Origin of the sequence: Longispora fulva (assembly GCF_015751905.1) — a bacterium.
Classification (GTDB): Bacteria; Actinomycetota; Actinomycetes; order Mycobacteriales; family Micromonosporaceae; genus Longispora; species Longispora fulva.
This window is the reverse complement of the sequence record NZ_JADOUF010000001.1, coordinates 5,132,397-5,156,536: the sequence shown is the minus strand read 5'-3', so window position 1 is coordinate 5,156,536 and position 24,140 is coordinate 5,132,397. Positions and strand designations below refer to the sequence as shown.

Sequence of the window (24,140 nt, the reverse complement as noted above, 5' to 3'; positions counted from 1 at the left end):
GGGGAAAACACAGCTTTCCGGGTACTCCCGATGGGTAGCCTGAGGCATGACCGAGCGTGGGGTGGTCGTCGGGATCGACGGCTCGACCGGCAGCCGGGGCGCGGTGGCGTTCGCCGCCGACGAGGCGCTCGCCCGCCGGGTCCCCCTGCACCTGCTCTGCGTCACCACGCCGGCCCTGTTGCTGTCGCCACCCCTGCTGGCCCCGTTCCCTCATGATCCGCCGGACCCGGGGGCCGAACCGGTGCCGGAGTTCCTGGCGGAGCTCGCCGACGAGGCCCGGCGCGGCCGGCCGGACCTGGAGACGGTGCCCGAGGTGGTGCCGGGCGGGCCGGCGGCCGTCCTCGTCGAGCGCTCCCGCACGGCCGACCTGGTCGTCGTCGGCGCCCGTGGCCACGGCGGCTTCCTCGAACTCCTCGCCGGCTCCGTCGCCACCCAGGTCGCGACGCACGCGCACTGCCCGGTCGCCGTCGTGCGGGGCGAGAATCGGCCGGACGGGCCCGTCGTGGTGTGCGTGGACGCGAAGCCCGAGACGGAACTGGCCGTCGCCCTGGCCTTCGCCGAGGCGGCGCTGCACGGCGCGCCGCTGCGGGCCGTGCACGTCGGGGAGGACGAGCCGGACATGCTGCTGACGGGGTGGCGGGACCGGTATCCCGGCGTCGCGGTGGAGGGGGTTGTCAGCCGCGACCGGGACGTGACGAAGGCCCTGGTCGAGGCGTCGGAGGACGCGCGGCTGATCGTGCTCGGCTCCCGGGGGCGGGGCGGGCTGGCGAGCCTGCTGCTGGGCTCGGTGAGCTATGCGCTGGCCCACCACGCGCACTGCCCGGTCCTGATCGCGCACCCGGCCACGCACGTATGAGCCCTGGACGCAGGCCTGAGCCCCGGCCCACGCACGCCTCAGCCCCGGTCATGCAGGCCTGGTCACGCAGGCCTGAACCCTGACCGCACGCCCCCTGACCGCCGGTGGCCGTGCGGTCAGGGGGTCGACTCCCGGTGGGTCAGGGCGTCGACCAGGCGCATCAACTCGATCGGCAGCGGGAAGATCAGGGTCGAGTTCCGTTCCGTCGCGACCTCCGCCATCGTGGCCAGTACCCGCAACTGGATCGCGGCCGGGTGGGTCTCGAGGATCGCGGCGGCGTCGGCGAGCGCCTCGGCGGCCTGTTTCTCGCCCTGGGCGTGGATCACCTTGGCGCGGCGTTCGCGTTCGGCCTCGGCCTGCCGGGCGATGGCGCGGCGCATCGTCTCGGGCAGCTCGACCTGTTTGACCTCGACGAGGCTGACCTTGACGCCCCACGGTTGGGTGACCTCGTCGATCACCTGTTGGAGGCGCTGGTTGATCTCGTCACGCTTGGACAGCAGGTCGTCGAGGTCGACCTGGCCGAGCACGCTGCGCAGCGTTGTCTGCGCGATCTGCGAGGTCGCGGCGAGGTGGTCCTCGATCGCGACGACGGAGCGGACCGGGTCGACCACGTTGAAGTACGTGACGGCGTTGACGTTCACGGTCACGTTGTCGCGGGTGATGACGTCCTGGGGCGGGATCTCCTTGGTGATCGTCCGCAGCGTCACGCGGACCATGCGGTCCACGATCGGGATCAGGAAGAACAGCCCCGGCCCCTTGGCTGCGATCACCCGGCCGAGGCGGAAGATGACGCCCCGCTCGTACTCGCGGCACACCCGCACGGAGGCGGAGAACAGTGCGAACAGGACGATCATCGCGAGCACGAGCCCGAATACTCCGCTACTCATCAGGGGCCTCCTCGGCCGGCTCGACCACGAGGTCGAGGTTCTCCATGGCGACTACGCGCACCCGTTGCCCCACGCGCAGTTCCCCGTCGCGGCGGCGCGCGTTCCACCACGCGCCCTCCAGCATGACCCGGCCACGGCCGTCGTCGGTTCTGCGGACCGTGACCTCCCGGCCGACGAGCAGCGACGGCCCGGTGAGCACCGGCCGGTGCCGGGCGGCCCAGGTCAGCCGGCCGGCGACGACGGCCCCGGCGGCGACCACGAGCACCGTGGGCAGCAGGACGGCGAGGCTGAGCCGGAACGGCCCCTGGAACAGCAGCAGCCCGCCGGCCAGGAGGCATCCGGCTCCGGTCAGCGCGAACACGGCGGTGCCGGGGGCGTAGAGCTCCGCGACGAGCAGGGCGAGCCCGACGAGGACGAGGATGACGCCGCCGGTGTTGATCGGCAGCACGCTCAGGGCCACGAACCCCAGGACCAGCATGATCACGCCCACGATGCCGCTGACGAGGTGCCCGGGACTGGCCAGTTCGTAGAGCAGGGCGAGGGTGCCCAGGGACAGGAACAGGAACGCCAGGTTCGGGTCGGCGAGCAGTTGCAGGACGGAGCGCAGTGCGCCCAGACCACGATCCACGACGGGTACGCCGCGGGTGCGCAACACCACCGTCCGCCCGTCGGCCAGCACCACCGACCGGCCGTCCAGCGTGGACAGGAGCTCTCCCCGGTCGCCGGCGACCAGGTCCACGGCGCCCAGCTTCAGCGCCTCGTCGGCGGTGACGGCTCTGCCCTCGCGGACGGTCTGTTCGGCGAACTCGACGTTGCGGCCGCGCTGGGTGGCGACCGTCCGGGCGAAGGCCGCGGCGTCGTTGATCACCTTGTCGGAGATCTTCCCGCCCTGCAGGTCGACGGGGGTGGACGCGCCGATCGTCGTGCCGGGGGCCATAGCGGCGATGTGGGCGGAGAAGGTGATCAGCGCGCCGGCGGAGGCGGCCCGGGCGCCGGCGGGGGACACGTACACGATGACGGGCACCTGGGCGGCGAGGAAGCTCTGGATGATCGACCGCATCGAGGTGTCGAGGCCGCCCGGGGTGTCCAACTCCACGAGATATGCCCGGTAGCCGCCGTGTTCGGCCTCGCGTACCCCGTCGGCGAGGTGGTCGGCGACGACCGGGGTGATCGGGCCGGTGATCCGGGTGCGCAGCACGGCCCCGGTGTCGGCCGCCGCCGGGTACGCCCAACCCACCCAGCAGAGGACGAGCACGACAAGCGGGACGAGCCATCGACGGCGGGGCATCCCACCCTCCCGGACCGGAGGCTCCGCGCCGCGGGGCCTCTCACCGTTCACCTCTGGCGCGAGGGTTCCTCGCCCGTGTACTCCGGCTCGTCGGGGCCCTCGGCCGGTTCGGTCGAGTGCTCCGAGCGCCGCTTGTGTTCCGTGGTCGGCGCGCCGCCGGGGAAGGGCTCGGTGTCGACCGTGCTGTCGTAGGACTGCCGGGAAGTCTTGTCGTTCATGGTGGCCTCCTCCCTTTAGCGTAGCGCTGACTCGGGGTGGATTCGCATAATTTGTCCCGCCCGTCCCGCCGGGGAGCTACCCGGAAGACCGCTCCGTGGGGTGATGGTTCCTCCGCTGTGGACGGGCAGCCTCTGGGCCATGATCCGACGCCTCGCGCTCTCCGCCGTCCTGTTCCTCGGCATGGTCGCCGTCCTGCCGGCAGCCCAGGCCGTCGCTGACCCGTCCCCGGGCCTGACCCGGGTCACGGAGGTCGTCGGGGACGCGCGGACCGCCGACCGGATCACTGTCCTGGTGCCCGGGGCCGGCGTCACGCCCGGCAACTTCCAGACCGGCCTCGGCAAGGTGACCCGCCGCGCGCCCGCCCAGTGGGCCCGGTGGCTGGCGGCCGAGGCGCACGACCCCCGGGTCGCCGTGATCGCCTGGCTCGGGTACCTGCCCCCGAAGGGCGCCAGCCTCGCCGTCGCCCGGGGCGAGCGCGCCGACGTAGGCGCACACGAACTCGAGGGGTACGTCGCCGAGCTGGCCCTCGCGAACCCGCACGCCACGATCACGCTGGTCGGACACTCGTACGGCTCCGTGGTCGTCGGGCACGCCGCCGCGGCGCTGCCGGCCACCGTCACCGACCTGGTGTTCGTCGGCAGCCCCGGGACGGGCGCGCACACCGCCGGGGACCTGGGCACCCGGGCCAGGGTGTGGGCCGGGCGCAGCGGTGATGACTGGATCAGCCGGATCCCGAACGCGACGATCCTCGGCTTCGGCCACGACACCGACCCGACGGACCGGTACTTCGGGGCCCGGGCGCTGCCGGTCGACGGCGTGGCCGGCCACGACGGGTACTTCGTCCCCGGCACCGCCAGCCTGCACGCCCTCGCGTCGATCTCGACCACCGGCGCGCTCCCGGAGCCGGATCCGGCCGGCTAAAGTCGGCCGGGTCGCCGGAGGCGCGGCCACCGAAGGGGGAACAGTGGCCGGGTCGCGGTATTCCAGGGTCGTGCTCAAGATCAGTGGCGAGGCCCTGGCGGGTGACGGGACCGCCGGCGTGGACCCGGCGAGCCTCGCGCACGTCGCCCGGGAGATCCTCTCGGTCTGCGAGCTGGGCGTGCAGGTGGCCGTCGTGATCGGCGGCGGCAACTACTTCCGGGGGCGGATGGCCGAGGGCTGGGGCATCGACCGCGCCGAGGCCGACAACATCGGCATGCTCGGCACCGTCATGAACGCCCTGATGCTGCGCGGCGCGCTCACCGGCGTCAGCGAGCTGGATGTGCGGGTGATGACCGCGATGCCGATGACCAGCATGGCCGAGCCGTTCATCCGGCTGCGCGCGATCCGACACCTGGAGCATGGTTCCCTGGTTCTACTGGCCGGCGGCATCGGCCAGCCGTACGTCACCACCGACTACCCGTCCGTGCAGCGTGCCCTGGAGCTGGGCGCGGACGCCCTGCTGGTCGCCAAGCGCGGCGTGGACGGGGTCTACGACGCCGACCCGAACACCACCCCGGACGCCCGACGCTTCACCGAGCTGACGTACGCCGAGGCGATCGCGAAGGACATCCGGGTGATGGATCCGGGGGCGTTCGTGCTGGCCGGCGAGCAGGACCTGCTGATGCACGTGTTCGACGTGGCAGCCACGGGGGCGATGCGCGCGGTGTGCCTGGGCGAGGACGTCGGAACCAGGATCCACTCAGGACGGTGAGTTCGTCCGCCCCGGCCGGGGTTGGCTGCCGGCCGCGGGTCACGCCCTGACGGCGGGCCGCCATCACGACGTGGGAGCGCCGGCCGGTCTGGACACGGTGGACGGTCCGGCCGGGGACACGGGGCGGGCCGGGTCAGGAGATGGGGGTGGCGGCCAGGCGGTCGACGTCCGCCGGGGTCCAGCCGGCCGGTGGCGCGATCGCGGCCCAGGCGTGCACCATCGAGGGCCCGTACCGGTGCCCGTACCCGTCCGGCACGCTCTGCGCCTGGAGCAGATCGACCGTGAGCTGCCAGAACGTGACCACCGGATACCAGCGCAGTCCGTCGGGGACCCCGCGTCCGGGGTGCTCGGCGAGCCAGTCCGGTTCCTCGGTCAGCAGCGCCGGGTCCCACCACACGACGGGATCGGTGGCGTGCTGCAGGTACAGCACCCGGGGGAACGCCCAGCCGGACAAGTCGCCGCGCAGGTCGTCGGGCCCGTCGGCGAACCGGACCTCCCGTCCGCCGTCGACCACCGGCGCGGCGGCGGTACTGCCCGGGTCCCGACCGGCCCGGTACTGCCCGGCGAGCGCGTTGGCGTGCGGCGGGCCGACCCACAGCACCCCGTCGGTGTGCCGGCGCACATCGTCGGGGCCGAGGAACGCCGACTCGCCGCCGTAGGAGCCGAGGCTCTCGCCGAACACGACGAGCTTGGGGCGGTGCTCCGGCGGCAGTTGGGCCCAGCGGGCGCGCACGGCGGCGAACAGTTCCCGGCCGGCCTCCTGGGCGCGGCGGCCGTCGACGAGGAACGACAGCCAGCTGGGCAGGTAGGAGTACTGGATGGCGACCTCGGCGGTGTCCCCGCCGTGCAGGTACTCCAGCGCCCCGGCCGCCCGCTCGTCGATCCAGCCCGTGCCCGTGGTGGTGGCGACGCACAGCACGGCGCGCCCGAACGCCCCGGTGCGGTCCAGCTCGCGCACCGCCAGGGCGGCCCGGTCGCGGGCCGTGGGGGCGGAGTCGAGCCCCGCGTACACCCGGATGGGTTTGATCGCTGTTCTGCCCGTGACCTGCTCGATCCGCGCTGCCGTGGGCGTGTTCGCGACGAACTCGCGGCCCTTGCCGCCGAGCGTGTCCCAGCCGATCAGCGAGCCCGGGTCGGGTGGGCTCCCCGTGACCGCCCGGTCCAGGCTGCGGAAACTCGCGTCGGCCACCGACAGCGCCGTCCCGGCCACGCCGTCGCGCAGCACCAGCACCGTGCTCGGCACCACGGTCAGCACGGCCAGCGCCGCGGCCACCCCCGCCGGCAGCACCCGGCGCAGCAGCCGCTCCACGACCCCGGTCAGCCACACCACCGACCGACCACAATGGATCAACCCCAGAAAGACCACGATCCCGACGGGTACGAGCGCCACCCGCGCCCACGGATCCTCCGACCCACCCGCCACCGGGTACCGGATCCGCGCGTGCCCCACCACCGCGGCCCCCAGCACCAGTGCGCCACCGGTGCACAGCTCCCACCACGCGTGCCGTTTCAGGGTGGCCCCGGGCTTCGGCGATGCGGTCTGCCGGACCAGCCAGCTCGCGAGTACCCCGAAGGCGTAGCCGATCGCGGCCACCACGCCGGTCACGATGCCCTGGAACAGCCAGGTTCTGGGGAGCAGGGACGGGGTCAGCGACAGCACGGCGCACGCGGCGGCGACCGTGAGTCCCGCGAAGTCGAGTCGGAGCCGGCGGATGATCCACGGTCGGGGGTCCATGGCCGGGGAGCGTAGGCCGCCCGCCGCGCCCGGGCGTCCGCCCACGGAGCTACGCCCGGGGTATCACGCGCAGGACGCCCGAACGGGCCGTCCTAGGGAATTTTGTCGGTGGGAGGTGGGAGCATCGCGGGATGAGTCTCACGCGGCAGGAAACGTCCGACGCGGTCACCGGCCTTGGCTGGCGGCTCGTCCTGGGGGAGTTGCGGGCCTGCGTGCGGGTCGCGTCGTTCGCGGAGGGCGCGACGGTCGCGGCCAGGGTCGCCGCGGCGTGCGGTGCCGCCGCCGACGAGGTCCTGCGGGTCGACCTGCGCCCCGATCGCGCGATCCTGGCGCTGCGCGCGCCGGGGGAGTGGCGGGTCGGGGCCAGGGAGGTCGCGTTGGCCGAGGCGGTCACCGGGGCGCTCGTAGCGGACGGCTGGCGCACCGACGCCGGGCTCGGCGGCGACGTGCGCCCGGTCCAGGCGTTGGAGATCGCGATCGACGCCATGGACATCGAGGCCGTCCGGCCGTTCTGGAGCGCCGTGCTCGGCTACGCGGAGGGCACCCCCGGCGACAACGCCGTCGTCGATCCGCTCGGCGAGGGGCCCATGGTCTGGTTCCAGCAGATGACCGAGCCGCGCCCGCAGCGCAACCGGATCCACTTCGACGTCAGCGTGCCGCACGACGAGGCCGGCCGGCGGGTCGGTGCGGCGCTCGCCGCTGGCGGGCATCTGGTGTCCGACGCGGAGGCGCCGGCGTTCTGGGTGCTGTCCGATCCCGAGGGCAATGAGGCGTGCGTGACCACCTGGCAGGGCCGCGACTGACCGACCGGCGAAGGGTGGGCCACTGTGGCAGGCCGCGACTGACCGGCCAGCGAAGGGTGGGGCCACTCTGGCTGGGCCGCGACCGACCGGGCGGCGACGTGCGCGAACACGTCGGTGGTGGTGTCGCCACGCCTGTGTCCACCGCGCTCCACAACCGGGCTACCGGGAGCGCAGCGCCCGCCCCACGGCGGCGATCCCGTCCGCGATGTCCGACGGCGGGCTCGCCGCGTATCCGAGGACGAGTCCGGCCGGGCCCGGCCGCTGGCTGTGCCAGGACAGTGGCTGCACCTTCACGCCGAGCGTGAGTGCCCGGGCGGCGAGGTCGACGTCGGACACCCCGGCCGGCAGGGTGACCGTGAGGTGCAGGCCCGCTGCGGCCCCGTGCACGACGGCCCCCGGCAGGTGGGTGCCGATCGCGGTGATCATCGCGTCGCGGCGGCGGACGTGCCGGCGGCGGAGGAACCGGAGCTGGCGTTCCAGGTCGCCGGAGGTCATCATCTCGGCGAGGACGAGCTGGGGCAGGGCGGCGTTGCCGAGGTCGGCGTTGCGTTTGGCGGCGACGACGGCCGCGCGGTAGCGGGCCGGGACGAGGAGCCAGCCGATCCGCAGCGCCGGGGCGAGCAGCTTGGACACGCTGCCGGCATAGCAGACGTGTTCGGCGAGTACGGAGCGCAGGGCCGGCATCGGGGGCCGGTCGTAGCGGTGTTCGGCGTCGTAGTCGTCCTCGATGACCAGGCCTCCGGCCTCGGCCCACCGGAGGAGTTGCCGCCGCCGTTCCCCGCCGAGGACCACCCCGGTGGGGAACTGGTGCGCGGGGGTGAGCATCACGGCCGGCGCGCCTGTCGCGCGCAGTTCGTCGACCCGGATCCCCTCGCCGTCGACGGCTACGGGCGGCGTGTCCAGCCCCCAGTTGCGCAGGTGCTGCCGGACGCCGAGCGAGCCGGGGTCCTCGACGGCGACCCGGCCGATCCCGTGCTGGCCGAACGCCTGGGCCAGCAGGCCGAGTGCCTGGGACACGCCGGCGACGATGACGACGTCGCGGGGGTCGACGCCGATGCCCCGGTTGCGGGCGAGCCATTCGGCGACCGCCCGGCGCAGGGCGGGGGTGCCGGCCGGGTCGCCGTAGCCGAAGTCGGCGGGGGCGAGGTGGTGCAGGACGGCGCGCTCGGCCCGCAGCCAGGCCGCGCGGGGGAACGCGGCGAGGTCCGGTACCCCTGGGGACATGTCGATTCTGGCCGGTGCCGCCCGCAGCACGTCGAAGACGTCCAGGCCCGGCGTGGTGGTGAACGGTTCCGTCGCCCGTGGCTCGGGCGTCGCGGGCGTCGGAGCGGGGACAGGGGCGGCGACGACGACGGTGCCGCCCCGGCCGTGTCCCGCGACGTGCCCGTCCTCGACAAGCCGCTGGTACGCCTCGGTGACGACGCCGCGCGACACGCCCAGGTCGGCGGCGAGCGCCCGGGTGGCCGGCAGCCGGGCGCCCACCGGCACGTGCCCGTCGGCGATCGCGCGCCGGAGCTGGCTGGCGAGCCAGTCGGCCCGGCGGCCGGCCGGCGCGGCGGAGATGTCGAGCTGGAGGAAGTCGGACCCGGCAGTTATGGCCCTGTCGATCCCGTCGCCTTTGGCCCTGCTCATCAGGCCATTATGCGCGCAGGGTGGAGGGGTGAGCATCGCATTCCTCCTGACCACCCTGATCGTGGTCGCCACCCCGGGCACCGGGGTCCTCTACACCCTCTCGGCCGGCCTGTCGCGGGGCGGCAGGGCCAGCGTGGTCGCTGCGCTGGGCTGCACCCTGGGCATCGTGCCGCACATGGTCGCGACGGTCACGGGGCTCGCCGCCGTGCTGCACGCGAGCGCGGTGGCGTTCCAGGCCGTCAAGTACCTCGGCGTGGTCTACCTGCTCTACATGGCCTGGTCGACCTTGCGGGACAGGTCGGATCTGCTGGTCCGGACCGAGCCGGGTCCGCGCTCGGCGGTGAGCGTGATCGTCTCCGGGGTGCTGCTCAACGTCCTCAACCCGAAGCTGACGATTTTCTTCCTCGCGTTCCTGCCCCAGTTCGTCCCGGCGGGGGAGCCGCACTCCGTCGAGCGGATGCTGGAACTCAGCGCGGTGTTCATGCTGGCCACGTTCGTGGTCTTCGCGCTGTACGGCGTCTTCGCCGCCGCCGTGCGCCACCACGTGACGTCCCGCCCCCGGGTACTGCGGTGGATCCGCCGCGCCTTCGCCGGTTCGTTCGCGGTCCTCGGTCTGACCCTGGCGGTCGCCGACCGCTAGGCCGGAGACGGGCCTTCCGGCCGGGACCACGCTGGCGGTCAGCGCGCCAGGCCGCCGGCCGCTTCAGGCCACTGATCCGGTTCTACGACGCCGCAAGGCGGTCGGCCGTGGCGTCAAGTGCGTGGCGGACCGCGCCGAGTGCGACGGCGTCGTCGCCGAGGGTGGAGGCGTGCAGGCTGGTGGCCGACAGCGTGCGGCCGCGCAGCTGTCGGCGGATGGGTTCGAGGAGGGTGTCGCCGGCGCGGGACAGGCCGCCGCCGATGACGACCTGTTCGGGGTCGAGCAGCAGGATGAGGGCGCTGAGGCCCTGGGCGAAGCGGGCGGCGACGCGGTCGATGACGGCGATGGCGGTGGGGCTGCCGGCGGCGGCCGCCGTGAACAGGGGCGTGATGTCGCGTTCGCCGGGGCGGGTGAGCTGGGCGTGCAGGTCCCGGTCGCGGTCGCCGGCGGTCATGGCGACGGCGAGTTCGTGGATGGCGGCGGCTCCGACGAGGCGTTCGAAGGGGCCGGTGCCCTCGTCGGCGGCGGGTCGGCCGGTGGGGTCGTTGGGGGGCAGGCCGAGGTCGAGGAAGCCGAGTTCGCCGGCGGCGGCGTGTGCGCCCCGGTAGGGTGCGCCGTCGATGATGAGGCCGGTGCCGATGCGTTCGCCCCATTGGACGAAGACGAGGGAGTCGACGCCGATGGCGGTGCCCTGCCAGCGTTCGGCGAGGACGGCGAGGTTGACGTCGTTGTCGATGAGGACGGGGCAGTGCAGGCGGTCGCGGAGTTCGGGGACGACGGGCAGGCCGGCCCAGCCGGGGATGCTGGGGGCGAGGAGGACTTCGCCGTGTTCGCGGTCGACGATGCCGGGGGTGCCGACGCACACGGCCCACAGGTCGGCGTGGGTGAGGCCTGCGGCTTTGACGGCCTGGTCGAGGGCCTGGCTGACGAGGGTGAACACGTCGGGGCCGGTCGCGTTCGGTGGGGTGGTGACGCGGTGGGTGGTGAGAATGTCGCCTGCCAGGTCGGCGATCTTGATCAGGATCTTGTGCGGGCCGACGTCGACGCCGGCGACGTGGCCGAGCTCGGCGCGGAACCGGGCGCGTTGGGCCGGGCGGCCGACGCGGGCGGCGTCGTCGGCGATCAGCTCGACCAGGTCGGCCTCGCGCAGGTCGGCCAGGGCCCTGGTGACGGCGGGGCGGGACAGGCCGGTGGTGGTCATCAGGTCGGCGACCCGGGCGGTGGCGGAGGAGGTCTGGCGCAGTGCCGTCAGCACGGCGGTGACGTTGATCTGCCGGAGCACGTGCGGCCCAGTGGCGGCCGGCGCTGAGGTGGTCACTGTGCTCCTTTGTCGAATTCGAGCATTGACAGTGCACTGTCTCACGCGCATAGTAACGTATATTGCGTTAGTAATTCAACGGGCCGGATGACGTGTACCGGACGATCCGGCTTGAGCGGCGATGAGCTCGCCGCGTCCCCGGTCGGTGGCCGCGATGAGGCCACGTCGCACGGCCAGTCCTCCCTGTCCGGGGCCGGTCGGCCGCGCCGGCGATTCTCCCGCGCGATGGAGTGCGATCCCTCTGCTCCGGTGGAGTCGGGCCCACACCCCTCGGGCTCGTACCCGAAAGGTCGAACCGTCATGTCAGAGAACGTCACCACCCTGGAACCGTCCGCCGGGTACCTCGCGGGCGGCGAACCCGTGCCCCACACCCCGCCCGGGTCGCCGACGATCCAGCGCCTCCTCGACGAGATCGCCACGGCGGTGTTCCTCGGCCGGTCGGACCGGCTGGCCCTCCTCCTGCACGAGGTCGTCCCCCAGGTGGGCCCGGGGTCGCGACGGCGGGAGGGTTCACTCGGCCAGGCCCTCGGACGCCTCCTCCAGGTCGAGCGGGCGCTGCGCGGGGTCGGAGAGTTCACCGCCGCGCGGGCTGGCGCGTGGCGGACGTTGTCGGGGACCTACTCCGCGCTCGGCATGCACGCCAAAGCGATGAGCGCCGCGCACCACGCCTCGCGGGTCGGGCTGGCGGCGGGCCTGCCGGAGGAGGCGAACGCGTGTCTGGCCAGCCGGGTGCGTTCGGCTGTCGCGCCCGACCAGTGCGGGGACGCCGACGGTGCGGTGCGCGACCTGCGCAATCTCATCGCCTACGCCCGCAGATTCGACGACCTGACCGGGCCCCGCGATCTGGCCCACCTGCGCTACGCGGTGCACCGCCTCGCGGTGCTGGGCTGCCCGGTCGCGGTCGACGTCGTACCCGTCAAGGACGGCGGCGATCCGGTGATCCGCCAGCTGAACGCGCTGATCGGGGTCTGTGACGCCCTCGCCGGTGACCGCCCCGACGAGGCGGTGCGCCTTCTCGACACCCTCCCAGCGTCCCCGGATGTCCTCGGGGAGGCCGAAGCGCTGCGGCTGCGCGCGCTCGCCCTCCATCGTGCCGGCGACCATGACCCGGCTCTCGCGGCCGAACACGCCGCCCAACGGGCGACGCGGTGCCACGACCAGCGGCTCGTGGACTGGCTCGCGGCCGCCGTCAGCGCCACCACGGAACGTGACTGGCTGCGCGACACCGCCGACCACTACGGGCTTCAGGCGAGGGCTGCCCTCGCGTCGCGGCGGGCCAGTTCCCGGGTCGGGGGTTGACACTCACCTATGCCGTGCGCATATTAAAGAACGATGCATTACTAAAGCGAGAGAGGCTGTTGAGCCGATGAGACCCCTCCGAACCCGGGCCGTGACCTGCGTGGCTCTGGCACTGTCCACCGTCGTCGCCTTGCTGGTGACCCCCTCCGCGGCCGGCGCCGCCGACGCGTTCGACCCGGCGCCGGCCACCGCCACCCTCGGGCGGCTCCTGCCGCAGCACGCCTCCCAGTTCTCCTTCGACGCGGTGGCCCGGCCGGCCAGCGGCGACTTCTTCGCCGTCTCCGGCTCGGCCGGCGCGGTGCGGGTGCAGGGCACCAGCCCGGCGGTCCTGCTGACCGGCGTCAACTGGTACCTGAAATATGTGGCCAACGTGGACCTCAACTGGCCCGGCGAGAGCACCTCCCGGCTGCCGGCCACCCTGCCGGCCCCGGGCACCCTGCGGCAGGACGCCGTGGTGCCGCACCGTTTCGCTCTCAACGACACCGATGACGGGTACTCCGGTGCGTACCGGGACTGGCCGGCCTTCGAGCGGCAGATCGACCTGCTGGCGTTGCACGGTGCGAACGAGGTGTTCGTGCAGATGGGCGCCGACGCGGTCTACTACGCGACCCTCCAGGAGTTCGGTTACACCAAGACCGAGTTGCAGTCCTGGATCCCCGGCGCGGCGCACCAGCCCTGGTGGCTGATGCAGAACATGTCCGGCTTCGGTGGCCCGGTGACCGAGGCGCAGCTCACCGCCCGCGCGGCCCTGGGCAAGAAGATCATTGACCGGCTCCACGAGCTGGGCATGACCCCGGTACTGCCGGGTTACTTCGGCACCGTGCCCACCGACTTCTCCTCCCGTAACGGCGGCGTGAACGTCGTCGCCCAGGGCGGCTGGCAGGGCTTCACCCGACCGTCATGGCTCGACCCGCGCAGCACCGTCTACGCGCAGGTCGCCGCCAGCTACTACGCACACCAGCGGGCCCTGCTGGGCGACTCCACGATGTACAAGATGGACCTGCTGCACGAGGGCGGCCAAGCCGGCAACGTGCCCGTCGGCGACGCCGCGCGCGGCGTGTTCACCGCGCTGGACACCGCCCGACCGGGCGCGACCTGGGTCCTGCTCGGCTGGCAGTCCAACCCGTCGACGGACATCATCGACAACGTCGACCACAACCGGCTGTTCATCGTCGACGGCCTGTCCGACCGGTACACCGGGCTCAACCGCGAGTCCTCCTGGAAGGGCGTGCCGTATGCGATGGGCACGATCTACAACTTCGGCGGACACACCACGATCGGCGCGAACACCGGCGTGTGGGCCACCCAGTTCGAGCAGTGGCGCACCAAGTCGGGCAGCGCGTTGAAGGGCATCGCCTACCTGCCTGAGGGCACGGGATCCAACCCGGCGGCGTTCGAACTGTTCATGGAGCTGGCCTGGCGCACGGGCCCCGTCGACCAGCCGGCCTGGTTCAACGGGTACGCCGCCCGCCGCTACGGCGGCACCGATGCGCACGCCACCGCCGCGTGGAACCTGCTGCGCCAGGGCCCGTACAGCACCCCGGCGGGCAGCTGGAGCGAGTCGCAGGACGGCTTGTTCACGGCCAGGCCGAGTCTGACTGTCGCCTCGGCGGCCACCTGGAGCCCCGGCTCGATGCGCTATGACGCCTCGACCGTCCAGCGGGCTCTCGCTGAGCTCCTCGCGGTCGCCCCGGCGCTCCAGTCGACCGACGCCTATCACTTCGACGTGGTCGACGTCGCCCGCCAGGCCCTCGACAACCGCAGCCGGACCCTGCTGCCGCAGATCAAGGCCGCCTACGACGCGCGCGACCTGACCCGCTTCCGCCAGCTGCGCACCGAATGGTCCGGTGACCTCACGCTGCTTGACCAGCTCCTCGGCTCGGACAAGCGGTTCCTGCTCGGCACCTGGCTGACCGGGGCGACCGGTTCCGCCGCGACCGAGTACGACGCCCGGACCGTCATCACCACCTGGGGCGACCGCAACGGCAGCGAAGGTGGACAGCTGCACGACTACGCCAACCGCGACCTGTCCGGCCTGGTGGCCGACTTCTACGCCATGCGATGGAACCGCTACCTCGACACCCTCGACGCGGCGCTCGTGTCCGGTGGCACCCCGGCGTCCATCGACTGGTTCGCGGTCGAGGACACCTGGAACCGGCAGCGCGACGCCTACCCGACGACCCCGACCGGGGACCCGTACGCCCTGGCGGTCCGCGTCCGCGACGCCCTGCCGCCGGTCGCGCCCGCCGGCCCGATCACCGGGACGTCCGGCAAGTGCGTCGACGTCACGAACGGCAACTCGGCCAGCGGCACGGCGCTGCAGCTCTACACCTGCAACAGCACCGCGGCGCAGACGTGGACGGTCCCCGGCGACGGCACCCTGCGCGTACTCGGCAAGTGCATGGACGCCCGTAACGGGGCCGTCACGGCCGGGACCGTCGTCCAGATCTACGACTGCAACGGCACCCCCGCCCAGGGATGGACGTGGCAGGCTGACCGGACGCTGAAGAACACCAAGTCGGGGCTGTGCCTGGACGCGGAGGGCGGCGGGACGGCCAACGGGACGCGGCTGCTGTTGTGGACGTGTCACGCTGGCGCGAACCAGCGGTGGACGCTGCCGGCCTGACGAAGGTGCGGCGGCCGGGACGAAACCGGCCGCCGCATTCGGCATTCCTGCCGGTCGCCAGCGTGCGGTTTCCGCGACTCGCCCAGCGGCGTGACCCGACGCGCCCGTGCCGCCGCCCCGGTGACGGGGCGCGGCGGCAGCGGCGGACCTACAGGGACTGGAAGAACTCGCGAATGTCGCCGACCAGCAGATCGGGCGCCTCCAGCGCCGGGAAGTGCCCGCCCCGGTAGAACTCCGACCAGTGCGTGATGTTGTGCGCCTTCTCCGCGAACCGACGGATGGCGTAGTCCGCGGTGGCGAACACCGCGACCCCGGTCGGCACGGTCGCCGGCGGCTTCGGGGCCCACATGGCCGCGTCGTGGAAGCGCTCGTAGTAGGAGTTGGCGACGCTGCGCGCGGTGTCTGTGAACCAGTAGATGCTGACGGTGGTCAGCAGCCGGTCGAGGTCCACGGCGTCCTCGGGCAGGTCCTTGGCGGAGTCGGTCCACTCCTGGTACTTCTCGACGATCCAGGCGAGCTGCCCGGTGGGCGAGTCGGCGAGCGCGTGGGCGATGGTCTGCGGCCGGGTGCCCTGCAGCTGCATGTACGCCGACATGTCGTCCTGGAAGTTCTTCATCGCGGCCAGCCGTGCCTGCTCGGCGTCGGTCAGGGCCGCCATGTCGGCGGGGTCGCCGGTCGGGAAGGTGACGAGAGCGTTCGCGTGGATCCCGATCACGTGCGCGGTGTCGATCCGGCCCATCGCGGGGCCGATGAACGCGCCGATGTCGCCGCCCTGCACGCCGTAGCGGTCGTAGCCTAGGCGGGCCATCAGCTCCGCGAACGCGGAGGCGATCCGGGTGTCGGTCCAGCCGGTCTCGGTGGTCGGGCCGGAGAAACCGAAGCCGGGTACCGACGGGATGACCAGGTGGAACGCCGGCTCGCCGGCCTCGGGGGCGGTCAGCGGCGCGATCGTGTCGAGAAAGTCGACCACCGACCCCGGCCAGCCGTGGATCAGGAGCAGCGGCGTGGCGTCGGCGCGCTCCGAACGGACGTGCAGGAAGTGCACCCGCTGCCCGTCGATCTCCGTGGTGAACTGCGGATACTCGTTGAGCAGCGACTCCTGGGCCCGCCAGTCGAACTTCTCGGCCCAGTGGGTGGCCAGCTCGCGCAGGTAGCTCACCGGCACGCCGCGCTCCCAGCCCGCGCCCGGCAGTTCGTCGGTCCACCGGGTCCGCTGGAGCCTGGTGCGCAGGTCGTCGAGGTCGGACTGGGGGACGCTGATCTGGAAAGGCGCGATGTCGTTGTTCGTCATGCCCATAATGCTGCTGGTAAAGAGGGGGTCGCCGAATCACGAGATCTCGTTATCTTTGCCGGGTGACTACCTTCGTCGGGCGGGGCCCGGAACTCGCAGCGCTGCTGGCGGCGTTCCGGGACGAGAGCGTCAGCATGGTGCTGCTGTCCGGCGAGGCCGGGATCGGCAAGTCCCGGCTGGTGCACGAGTTCACCACCCGGCTGGGCGCGCAGCCGCTGGTGTTGACGGGCCGCTGCCTGGAGTTCGGCAACGACGGGTTGCCGTTCGCCCCGTTCGTGGGCGTGATGCGGGGCCTGACGCCCGGCTCGTCCACGTCGCTCGCCGCATGGCTGCCCGACCTGGCCCTGCCGGTCGACCGGTTCCGCCTGTTCGGTGAGGTCCTCACCGTGCTGGAACGCGCCGCCGAGGCCCGGCCGCTGGTGCTCGTACTGGAGGATCTGCACTGGGCCGACGCCTCCAGCCTGGAGCTGCTCACCTTCCTGGTCGCGAACCTGGGGCACAGCGGCGTCTTCCTCGTCGGCACCCATCGGGCGCCGGCCGGCGCGCTGCGGCACCTGGTCGCCGAGCTGGCCCGACTGCCCGCCGTGCACCGGGTCGCCCTGGCCCCGCTGAGCCGGCACGAGGCGGGCCGGCACCTGGCGGCCCTGCTCGGCCGCGAGCCGGAGCCGACTCTCGTCGCCCGGGTTTTCGAACGCAGCCGGGGCAACCCGCTGTTCGTCGAGGCGCTCAGCGGCTCGCCCGAGGACACGCCCGCCGAGCTGCTGGAACTGCTGCGGGCTCAGCTGCCCGAGCTGACCGGCGACGCGGGACACGTCCTGACGGTCGCGGCGGTCGCGGGCACCGTCGTGGAGCACGAGGTGCTGGCCGCCGTCGCCGGCCTGCCCGAGCGGGACCTGCACCATGCGCTGCGGTACCTGGTCGACAAGCACGCCCTGCTGCCGACCGACACTGGCTACGCGTTCCGGCACGCGCTGATCCGCCAGGCCGTCTATGACCTGCTGCTACCGGTCGAGAAGACCCGCCGGCACGCGGAGTTCGCGACCGCGCTGCTGACCATGCCGGAGCACGTCGCCGAGCTGGCCGCGCACGCGTACGCCGCCGGCGACCATCCCCGAGCCCTGGCCGCGGCTTGGCAGGCGGCCGCTCGGGCGCGGCGGACCGGTGCCGAGGCGGAACGCCTGCACCTGCTGCACCGGGTCCTGGAACTGTGGCCGAAGGTCGACGATGCCCCGGCGGTCGCGGGCGTCGACCGGCTCACCGTGCTCGACCACGCGGTGGAGGCCAGCCTGGCCACGAGCGCGGTGTCCACGGGCCTGGGCTGGTCGGCCGAGGCCCTGGCGATCGCACCGGACGCTCGGCGGTATCTCCGTCAGGCTCGGCTGAAGAATCTCGGCAACGCCGGTGGCCGAGAGGATCTGCTCCAGGCCCTGGCCCTGAGCGACCAGGCCCTGCTCCGAGGCGATGCCCAAGCCCTCCTCGGCGGCGAAGTCCTCGCCGAAGAGGGCCTGCTGCGCGGTGAGATCCTCGCCGAACTCGCCGCCGGCAGCGTCTTCGCCGGCGACCCGGCGCGGGCTACCCAGGATGCGGAGGCCGCCCTCGAGATCGCCGGACGGCTCGGCGATACCCGGCTGGCGGCCCGGGCCCACTCCTACCTGGGCCTAGCGAAGGCGGCGGACCCGGCGGCGGCCTATCGACACTTCGCCGCCGCGCGCACCGCCGCCGACCCGCGGACGACGATCACGGTCGCCCTGTGGGAGGCCTCCGCCCGGCACGCCTTCGGGGAGCACGCCGCCGCGATCGAGGTCATCCAGCTCGGCCTCAGAACAGCCCACGAATCATTCGAGTACGCCCGACACGCGCCGATCCTGGTCGTCAAGTGGGTACAGGCCCTGACCGCGCTGGGCCGCTGGCCCGAAGCCCTGGAGCTGATCGACGAGGCCCTCGGCGAGCCCGACCTGCCCCGGCTCAGCCACGCGGCCCTGCTGATCAGCCGCGCCGAGATCCAGCTGGCCCAGGGCGACCGGTCCGCGGCGCTGACCACGGCCGGGGGCGCGGAGGAACTGCTGGGTGATGAGTCCTGGGTCAGCAAGTACCGGATCAGGCTCCGCACCCTGCAGATCCGCCTCACCCCCGCCAGGGCGGCCGAGATCTACGCCGCGACCCTGGCCACCGAAGATCTCGCCGCCCACCCGCATGAGGCATGGCCACTGCTTGCCGCCGCGACCCCGACCGAGTTGCCGGACGTGCCGGTGACCGGCCCGGTGGACGAGGCCTACCGGGCGATGGCCACCGGCGACCTGCAGACGGCCGCGCGGATCTGGCGCGAACTGGGCCAGCCCCACGAACTGTCGCAATGCCAGCCGCAACCGGCCGATTCGCGGCGCGAGGCGCCCCGGCAGTCGACGCTGGGCCTCACCGCCCGGGAGCTGGAGGTGCTGACGCTCGTCGCGGAGGGGAAGAGCAACCGGCAGATCGCCGCTGAGCTGTACATCAGCGGGAACACCGCAGGCGTGCACGTGTCGCGGATCCTGGCCAAGTTGGGGGCCGCGACCCGCACGGAGGCGGCCCGCAAGCTACTCGACACCAACCGGATGAACTGATTCACGGGAGCACCTCATATGACTACAGTCCGGTTGCCGTACCGCTACGCGTCGGTGACGGTCGATGGCAGTTTTGATCGAGATGCCGTCGGCGCATGCTTGCGGGACTGGTTTATCACCTGCGCCGAAAATCTCACTGGCGCATGGTGGCAAGACGTCCAAGCCTGTCAGCCTCTTCCGTCGGCGCTCGGGGAGTTTCACAGCCTGACAGGCCGCGACGGGCCGGCCCACGTCGAAGTCGTGCCCGGCGCGGCCGTTGCTTACGTGTCGATCATGCAGCCGTTCACCAAAGATATGAGTGCCTGGACCGAAGCGGTGTGCACCGCTGAAAGTTGGGAAGTCTTCCTGGAACGGCTGGGCGAGCTGCCATCGACGGCCGCGATGGAATTCGTGCAGTACGGCCCGGACGGAGCCCAGGTCCCGCGTTCAGCGCCGTCCATCACGGCGACGTTCAGTGATCCGTATCGCCGATGGCTGACGCTCACACTCATGATCCCCGGCGACCACATCGTCGGCTCCCCGCAGATGCAACGCGCCGTTCGGGAGCAACTTCGGGCGTTCTGCGGCCGGTGGCCGGTGACGTACGCGGAGGTGTCCGCGTCGGCCGGGCCGCAAGCGACGGCATTCGAACAGCTCTACCCCTACAGGCCGCCGACCGCGAGCTACCCATCGTGGGCAGGTCCGAGCCTGAGCGAGTTGGCGCGACACGATATCGAGCGCAGCCGCACCTGGCTTCGTGGCTACTCCTGGGTGACAGCCTTCGCCCCGGAGCTCGCCGATCGCTTCGGCGGAACGCAACAATTGCGCGAGCAAGGAGCGTTCGTCGACGTCCAGCAGTTGGACAATGGCGTGTGCTGGCTGGTTGCCACGGAGCGCTATGAAGACTACGGCTGGCCGGAGGCGGAAAGGGTGTTCGAAGCCCTAGCGCCAGGACTGCCCGCCGGCATTCCGCATCCACCTGACCGCGCTGATCCGGAGCCGTTCATCGTCCGCAGAGACGCATCAGACCTGCACCCTGGCGCAACGTAGGAATTGGTTGCAACCACCTCGCCCTTGCCCTCGGCGTGCTGTCGCACCTGGGCATCGGCGTCATGGTGGGATTGCCGAGTTACCTCAACAGCGTGACCCCTCCTGCGGCGTGCGCGATCTGGGGCGGCAGTCCGAGCGAGGCCAGCGCCTCGTGCGGCTGCAGACCTAGGGTCAGGTTGTCCATGTGCTCGGCCCAGACCGTTCGGTCGACGCGCCAGGCTTCCAGGTATTTAACGCACAACTCTGGCGTGATCGTCTCGAGCTGATCCAGTGCCGCGTTCAAAGACGCCCGCATCTGTTGCCGGTGCACGCCACCCGCCCGGGCCAGGATGTCCCGGATGAAGCGGTTCCGGATGTCGCGGTACCGTCGCCAGTAAGCCAGGTCGGCGTCCCGGACGCCACGGCCGTCGTCCAACAGTGCGAACAGGCCCTCGGCGAGCAGGTCGCCGAACTCCTCCGCCCGCGCCCGCGCGGGGTCGGCGAACGGGTCGTAGGGTTGCTGCTTCGCCTGCCCCTTGGTCACGCCGATCCGGCCGAGTCCGACGTCGTCCAGCAGGAAGAACCAGTCCTCGTTGTAGATGGCGGGAAAGAACGACCGGGTGTGCGATGGCGACACGGCGAGCGCTCCGCCGCCGATGAAGCAGGCCTGTTCGCCGCCAGTCAGCCGGTGTGCGTGGCAGACCACCGAGTTGTCGTGCTGGCCCGCGTTGGTCAGCCCCACCGCGGCGTAGGACGGCACGTGCGCCGCAGCCTCCAGGATGTCCGCCGCGCTACCCACGACGATGTCGTCGTCCAGGAACATCGCGCGCTCCCAGCCGAGCATCCGACCCAGAGTGAGCCCGAGATTGCGTTTGGCGCTGGTGTCGGCCCGCCGGTGGAGCCCGGCGTCCACCAGCACGCGGTCGGTCTGGAGTTGGGGCAACTGCGGGGTGGCCGGGACGTCCACGGCGATGACCCGCACCCTGTGCTCCTCGGCGCGCCGCCGGGTCAGCGCGGCGTCGGCCTGTTGGCTGCACAGGGCCAGCAGCCAACAGTCGAGGGAGTCGGCGAGCCGCATCGCATGGTCGAGATGATGCACCGGGCGGCTGGTGGGAACGATGATCGCGTGTACCGGAGGTGCCTGTTCGAGCTGGACCACGGTGTTCAACAGTTCGTCATGGCGTCCGTGGTGTATGGCGATGGCACCGGGTGGGGTCAGCACACCTGTCACGTTTCGGGTTCCCATTCGTGCAGAATCACGTCCGGGTTCGTCCAGTCCGGAGTAATGACCTTTCCTCCGAGCATCCGCACCCGGCACAGCAGGCTCAGCGTGTCGCCGCTGAACCGCGTCGTGAGGTGGGCGGCGTTGCTGTCGCGTAAACCGGGATCGGCGAGCGCTCGCACGATGCCCAGCGTGCCCTTCCCGAAGTTGCCGTTGCAGATGGTCACCGTGCAGCCTTCCCACGGGCTGGGGGCGCGGAAGAAGTGCGCCACATCCTCGATGAGCTGGGTGCGTGCACCGTCTGCCCGCAGCTTCGTCTCGAATCTGCGCGGTTCACCGTCACCTGTGACCACGAACGCGCCCGGGTCCTGAGGGCTGTCCCGCCTCTCCTGATGGACCGGGAGGGCGACCAGGGAAAGCAACTCGCTGGTGATGTTGTTCCAGTCGACGCCGCCGAGCGCCACCAGGTGGTGCCCCGCGTAGTCCGACGAGCGGAGGTCCGAGGAGAGCCGGTAGCTGACGTCGCTGTCCGGGTTCACCGCGCGAACATGGCCGTACAGCTCGAGGAGGGCGGTGAAGTCGGTAGCGGTGTACAACTCGTCGTACTCCGCCGTTGTGGAATCGGCAAACAGTCCGGCGTGGTACTCGGGCGGCAGCTTCGCGCAGACGATCGTGATCGGCCGCCCGTCGGCGAACCGCCACGGCCCAGCGGTGCGCGCCCCGTCGGGGTGGGTTGCGTCCATGGCCTTGAGAAGCGTGGACAGCTCCCGTTCCAGGGCGGCCCGGCGCGAGTTTTCGGGCCCGGTCAACTCCGACTGATCCAGCAACCGGCTCTCGTGGACGGACCGCTCGGTACAGAAATAGGTGGCATACGCCGCGATCCGGTGCGCTGGGAGTGTCGTCGGTTTCCTCGTCGACTCCCATGCCGACACTGTCGGCACGCTGACGCCCAGCGCCGTGGCCAGCGCGGATTGGGTGACGACCGTCCCCGGCCAGCCGGCCATGCGAAGTTGACGCAGCCGGCGGGCGAGCGCGAACGCCGGACCGTCCATCTTCGCAACCCCTTCAGCAAATTTCAGTGGCTACCGACCCTGCGACCACCCACTTTGCGTATTCATTCACTTCATGGCTGGTCACAGCGACAACGTGAGGACCTATCCTCAATTTAGGGAACACATTGAAGTTCACTGAAGAGCTGAAGTCTCGGAGCAGATCGTATCATCACAGGCACCGGATGAACTAAAAAGGACACCCCAGGCTGCCACCCGAGGTGTCCATGAAAGGCGCCCCCACCTTCGACGCAGAGGAAGCCTCATGTCCAAGATAGCTCTCTGGGAGATCCTGGTAAATGCGCTCGTGGCGCTGGCTGGAACTGGCACCATCGACGCTGGAATCGGAACCGGTCTGGGGCTCGCCCTCGTGCTCGCTGGAGTGCTCCGGATGGCGGTGTGGGCTGGTGGAGCCTCGCGTCGACTGCTCACCCAGGGCAAGCGCCGACTCGCTGCGGCCGTCCGGGAGCTGGAGCGCGATCGGATGGACGAACTGGTGATCAGTCTGGTCGAGGTCACTGCGGCCGTCGCCCTGCTGGCCGTGGCTCTCGCGCTGACCCTGGCCGCGGCCCTGCTGGCCCTGCACTGACCACTCGCCGGGTACGCTGAGGCGCGGTACATTTACTCCTATGGATGTCGAGCGTATGGTCCGCCCGGCGACAGAAGCCGAGTTGGACGCGATCGTCGGCCACATGGAGCAGCACTTCTTCTTCCGTGACCGCTACGACCGCCAGTGTGCCGGGCGCGGGACACTGTTGACCGCCTGGGCAGGCAGCGAGCTACTGGGCGTCGTGTACGTCTCCTTCGAGCCCGCGGACGAACCCGAACTGCGCCGCCGGCTCCCCGGGGTCAGGGTGCTCACCCATCTCGAGGTCCGGCCTGACCTCAGAAACCGGGGCGTGGGTAGCCTCCTGCTGCACGGTGCCGAGGATGTGCTCCGCAGTCGGGGCTGCCCGCGGATCGCCCTGGGCGTCCACGCGGACAACACCGCCGTCACTCGGTTGTACCTGCGGCACGGCTACCGACCCTGGCCACACGAGTACCTCAAGACGGTACGGGAGGAGTATCGGGTCAACGGGACGATGATCCAGGTACCCGATGAGTGCATGGTGTATTTCAAGAACCTTGACTGACGGCGGGACCCGCCGGCCTCGGTCTTCGCGTTGGTGTATCCGCGTGCACGAGGAGGGCGGTCAGGTGAGCTGGACACGCTCGTCCGGATCGGGTCGGTGCGAAAGATCGCCAGCGAGGGTGGCTTGACCGTGAATGTGAATGGGGCTCGAACCCATGGCCAAGGGATTTTGAGAATTCCTTACGTCGCGCCCTGCGACTTTTACTAGGCAACTACTGAGAGTAGTTGATCTTGGTTCTGTGGTGAGTCGCCGCGAGCGGTGGAATCTGGGCTGGTGGATCCGTGGTTAGAGGTGTCGGCGCACCTCGGCGGCGAACTGTGGCAATCCGCTGCGCTCAAGGAAAGTGAGGAGACCGAGGACAGTCTTCGGCTCTCGTCGATGAGCGGCTGCCTGTTGGCGGAGGACCCCGATCGTGGTGCCCGGGTAGAGGTCGAGTTGGTCGAGCAGGAACTCGTCCGGCGTGACCGCGATGACGTCGTAGGGCTTTAGAGCTGGTTCCGGGAAGTCGCGGAGGTTTAAGGTGACGATGACCTCGGCGTGTGCCCGGACTGCGGCGGCGAGTATGTGGCGATCTTTGGGGTCATTGGTCATCCCTCCGATAAGGGATTCATAGCCGGTCACGAGAGCGTCGGGGAATGCCTTGCCCATCTGGCTGATCCGTCGGTCGACCCGTTCTTCTGGAACGCCGCGTTCGATGACGTTTCGCCGAAGCTCAGTGAGCACGTCCGGCGACCACAGCGGTCGGTAGGCCGATGCTTCAGCGAGGCGCAACAAGGGTGTCGCAGAGGTAGGCGGGATAGAGCACGCAGGTATCGAGGAAGGCGGGGAAGGCCATGGTGGC

The 24,140-nt window shown here is 71.4% G+C and carries 21 protein-coding genes; 11 read left to right on the top strand and 10 right to left on the bottom strand.

What is annotated here, in order from left to right:
* The first annotated feature begins 46 nt into the window (after window positions 1–46).
* Window positions 47–856 carry a universal stress protein gene (locus tag IW245_RS23020; protein WP_197005246.1) on the top strand — a complete coding sequence of 270 codons (810 nt, stop codon included), beginning with the start codon at window positions 47–49 and terminating at the stop codon, window positions 854–856.
* A gap of 116 nt (window positions 857–972) precedes the next feature.
* Here IW245_RS23020 and IW245_RS23015 read toward each other — a convergent pair whose 3' ends face one another.
* Genes IW245_RS23015 through IW245_RS23005 form a run of 3 tightly spaced genes read right to left on the bottom strand, consistent with a single transcriptional unit; the run spans window position 973 to window position 3,249 of the window.
* Complete coding sequence (locus IW245_RS23015; protein ID WP_197005245.1) at window positions 973–1,743, bottom strand: slipin family protein; 771 nt, start codon at window positions 1,741–1,743, stop codon at window positions 973–975.
* Window positions 1,736–3,031: an NfeD family protein gene (locus IW245_RS23010; RefSeq protein ID WP_197005244.1), complete on the bottom strand. Its 1,296-nt coding sequence runs from the start codon at window positions 3,029–3,031 to the stop codon at window positions 1,736–1,738. The genes IW245_RS23015 and IW245_RS23010 overlap by 8 nt, the downstream gene beginning before the upstream one ends.
* 47 nt (window positions 3,032–3,078) lie before the next feature.
* Window positions 3,079–3,249 (bottom strand): hypothetical protein, encoded by a 171-nt coding sequence (locus IW245_RS23005; protein WP_197005243.1) that lies wholly within the window; start codon window positions 3,247–3,249, stop codon window positions 3,079–3,081.
* A 139-nt stretch (window positions 3,250–3,388) separates the two neighbouring features.
* On the opposite strand from IW245_RS23005, the gene IW245_RS23000 reads away from it, so the two are divergent.
* Both IW245_RS23000 and pyrH read left to right on the top strand, forming a co-directional pair.
* The gene (locus IW245_RS23000) at window positions 3,389–4,171 is read left to right on the top strand and encodes an alpha/beta hydrolase (RefSeq protein WP_231398901.1); all 783 of its coding nucleotides are present in this window, start codon (window positions 3,389–3,391) and stop codon (window positions 4,169–4,171) included.
* A gap of 70 nt (window positions 4,172–4,241) precedes the next feature.
* A complete protein-coding gene (gene pyrH, locus IW245_RS22995; protein ID WP_233473155.1) occupies window positions 4,242–4,943 on the top strand; it encodes a UMP kinase in 702 nt (233 codons plus the stop codon).
* Window positions 4,944–5,076: 133 nt separating this feature from the next.
* On the opposite strand, the gene IW245_RS22990 is transcribed toward pyrH, so the two are convergent.
* The gene (locus tag IW245_RS22990; protein ID WP_197005241.1) at window positions 5,077–6,678 is read right to left on the bottom strand and encodes an alpha/beta hydrolase; all 1,602 of its coding nucleotides are present in this window, start codon (window positions 6,676–6,678) and stop codon (window positions 5,077–5,079) included.
* A gap of 131 nt (window positions 6,679–6,809) precedes the next feature.
* Between IW245_RS22990 and IW245_RS22985 the strand changes: the two genes are divergently transcribed.
* Window positions 6,810–7,481: a VOC family protein gene (locus IW245_RS22985; protein ID WP_197005240.1), complete on the top strand. Its 672-nt coding sequence runs from the start codon at window positions 6,810–6,812 to the stop codon at window positions 7,479–7,481.
* A gap of 159 nt (window positions 7,482–7,640) precedes the next feature.
* On the opposite strand, the gene pdxR is transcribed toward IW245_RS22985, so the two are convergent.
* On the bottom strand, window positions 7,641–9,113 hold the full coding sequence (pdxR, locus tag IW245_RS22980; protein ID WP_197005239.1) for a MocR-like pyridoxine biosynthesis transcription factor PdxR: 1,473 nt from the start codon (window positions 9,111–9,113) through the stop codon (window positions 7,641–7,643).
* A 28-nt stretch (window positions 9,114–9,141) separates the two neighbouring features.
* Between pdxR and IW245_RS22975 the strand changes: the two genes are divergently transcribed.
* Window positions 9,142–9,753 (top strand): LysE family translocator, encoded by a 612-nt coding sequence (locus IW245_RS22975; RefSeq protein ID WP_197005238.1) that lies wholly within the window; start codon window positions 9,142–9,144, stop codon window positions 9,751–9,753.
* An 82-nt stretch (window positions 9,754–9,835) separates the two neighbouring features.
* Here IW245_RS22975 and IW245_RS22970 read toward each other — a convergent pair whose 3' ends face one another.
* Window positions 9,836–11,071: an ROK family transcriptional regulator gene (locus tag IW245_RS22970; protein ID WP_197005237.1), complete on the bottom strand. Its 1,236-nt coding sequence runs from the start codon at window positions 11,069–11,071 to the stop codon at window positions 9,836–9,838.
* A gap of 300 nt (window positions 11,072–11,371) precedes the next feature.
* Here IW245_RS22970 and IW245_RS22965 point away from each other — a divergent pair, with 300 nt between their 5' ends.
* Entirely contained in the window at window positions 11,372–12,370 is a 999-nt protein-coding gene (locus tag IW245_RS22965) for a hypothetical protein (RefSeq protein WP_197005236.1), read from the top strand.
* Window positions 12,371–12,437: 67 nt separating this feature from the next.
* Window positions 12,438–14,996, top strand: coding sequence for an alpha-N-acetylglucosaminidase (locus tag IW245_RS22960; protein ID WP_197005235.1), 2,559 nt, complete (start codon window positions 12,438–12,440; stop codon window positions 14,994–14,996).
* 148 nt (window positions 14,997–15,144) lie between these two features.
* On the opposite strand, the gene IW245_RS22955 is transcribed toward IW245_RS22960, so the two are convergent.
* On the bottom strand, window positions 15,145–16,287 hold the full coding sequence (locus IW245_RS22955; RefSeq protein ID WP_203787651.1) for an epoxide hydrolase family protein: 1,143 nt from the start codon (window positions 16,285–16,287) through the stop codon (window positions 15,145–15,147).
* Window positions 16,288–16,349: 62 nt separating this feature from the next.
* On the opposite strand from IW245_RS22955, the gene IW245_RS42335 reads away from it, so the two are divergent.
* Window positions 16,350–18,887, top strand: coding sequence for an ATP-binding protein (locus IW245_RS42335; RefSeq protein WP_197005234.1), 2,538 nt, complete (start codon window positions 16,350–16,352; stop codon window positions 18,885–18,887).
* Window positions 18,888–18,905: 18 nt separating this feature from the next.
* Window positions 18,906–19,916: a hypothetical protein gene (locus IW245_RS22945; RefSeq protein WP_197005233.1), complete on the top strand. Its 1,011-nt coding sequence runs from the start codon at window positions 18,906–18,908 to the stop codon at window positions 19,914–19,916.
* 79 nt (window positions 19,917–19,995) lie between these two features.
* Here the strand turns inward: IW245_RS22945 and IW245_RS22940 are convergent, their stop codons facing one another.
* Together IW245_RS22940 and IW245_RS22935 are read right to left on the bottom strand one after the other, a co-directional pair.
* Entirely contained in the window at window positions 19,996–21,063 is a 1,068-nt protein-coding gene (locus IW245_RS22940) for a hypothetical protein (RefSeq protein WP_197005232.1), read from the bottom strand.
* A 59-nt stretch (window positions 21,064–21,122) separates the two neighbouring features.
* A complete protein-coding gene (locus IW245_RS22935) occupies window positions 21,123–22,169 on the bottom strand; it encodes a helix-turn-helix domain-containing protein (RefSeq protein WP_197005231.1) in 1,047 nt (348 codons plus the stop codon).
* 262 nt (window positions 22,170–22,431) lie between these two features.
* Here IW245_RS22935 and IW245_RS22930 point away from each other — a divergent pair, with 262 nt between their 5' ends.
* A complete protein-coding gene (locus tag IW245_RS22930; RefSeq protein WP_197005230.1) occupies window positions 22,432–22,755 on the top strand; it encodes a hypothetical protein in 324 nt (107 codons plus the stop codon).
* A gap of 40 nt (window positions 22,756–22,795) precedes the next feature.
* Window positions 22,796–23,299 (top strand): GNAT family N-acetyltransferase, encoded by a 504-nt coding sequence (locus tag IW245_RS22925; RefSeq protein WP_197005229.1) that lies wholly within the window; start codon window positions 22,796–22,798, stop codon window positions 23,297–23,299.
* A gap of 285 nt (window positions 23,300–23,584) precedes the next feature.
* Here the strand turns inward: IW245_RS22925 and IW245_RS22920 are convergent, their stop codons facing one another.
* Window positions 23,585–24,070, bottom strand: a complete 486-nt coding sequence (locus IW245_RS22920; RefSeq protein WP_231398900.1) for a PIN domain-containing protein — start codon at window positions 24,068–24,070, stop codon at window positions 23,585–23,587.
* Window positions 24,071–24,140 lie beyond the last annotated feature (70 nt).

Bases quoted from the DNA above. Each gene is read 5' to 3' on its own strand.
- IW245_RS23020 (WP_197005246.1), top strand. From the start codon at position 47: ATGACCGAGCGTGGGGTGGTCGTCGGGATCGACGGCTCGACCGGCAGC.
- IW245_RS23015 (WP_197005245.1), bottom strand. From the start codon at position 1,743: ATGAGTAGCGGAGTATTCGGGCTCGTGCTCGCGATGATCGTCCTGTTC.
- IW245_RS23010 (WP_197005244.1), bottom strand. From the start codon at position 3,031: ATGCCCCGCCGTCGATGGCTCGTCCCGCTTGTCGTGCTCGTCCTCTGC.
- IW245_RS23005 (WP_197005243.1), bottom strand. From the start codon at position 3,249: ATGAACGACAAGACTTCCCGGCAGTCCTACGACAGCACGGTCGACACC.
- IW245_RS23000 (WP_231398901.1), top strand. From the start codon at position 3,389: ATGATCCGACGCCTCGCGCTCTCCGCCGTCCTGTTCCTCGGCATGGTC.
- IW245_RS22990 (WP_197005241.1), bottom strand. From the start codon at position 6,678: ATGGACCCCCGACCGTGGATCATCCGCCGGCTCCGACTCGACTTCGCG.
- IW245_RS22985 (WP_197005240.1), top strand. From the start codon at position 6,810: ATGAGTCTCACGCGGCAGGAAACGTCCGACGCGGTCACCGGCCTTGGC.
- pdxR (WP_197005239.1), bottom strand. From the start codon at position 9,113: ATGAGCAGGGCCAAAGGCGACGGGATCGACAGGGCCATAACTGCCGGG.
- IW245_RS22965 (WP_197005236.1), top strand. From the start codon at position 11,372: ATGTCAGAGAACGTCACCACCCTGGAACCGTCCGCCGGGTACCTCGCG.
- IW245_RS22960 (WP_197005235.1), top strand. From the start codon at position 12,438: ATGAGACCCCTCCGAACCCGGGCCGTGACCTGCGTGGCTCTGGCACTG.
- IW245_RS22955 (WP_203787651.1), bottom strand. From the start codon at position 16,287: ATGACGAACAACGACATCGCGCCTTTCCAGATCAGCGTCCCCCAGTCC.
- IW245_RS22945 (WP_197005233.1), top strand. From the start codon at position 18,906: ATGACTACAGTCCGGTTGCCGTACCGCTACGCGTCGGTGACGGTCGAT.
- IW245_RS22935 (WP_197005231.1), bottom strand. From the start codon at position 22,169: ATGGACGGTCCGGCGTTCGCGCTCGCCCGCCGGCTGCGTCAACTTCGC.
- IW245_RS22930 (WP_197005230.1), top strand. From the start codon at position 22,432: ATGTCCAAGATAGCTCTCTGGGAGATCCTGGTAAATGCGCTCGTGGCG.
- IW245_RS22925 (WP_197005229.1), top strand. From the start codon at position 22,796: ATGGATGTCGAGCGTATGGTCCGCCCGGCGACAGAAGCCGAGTTGGAC.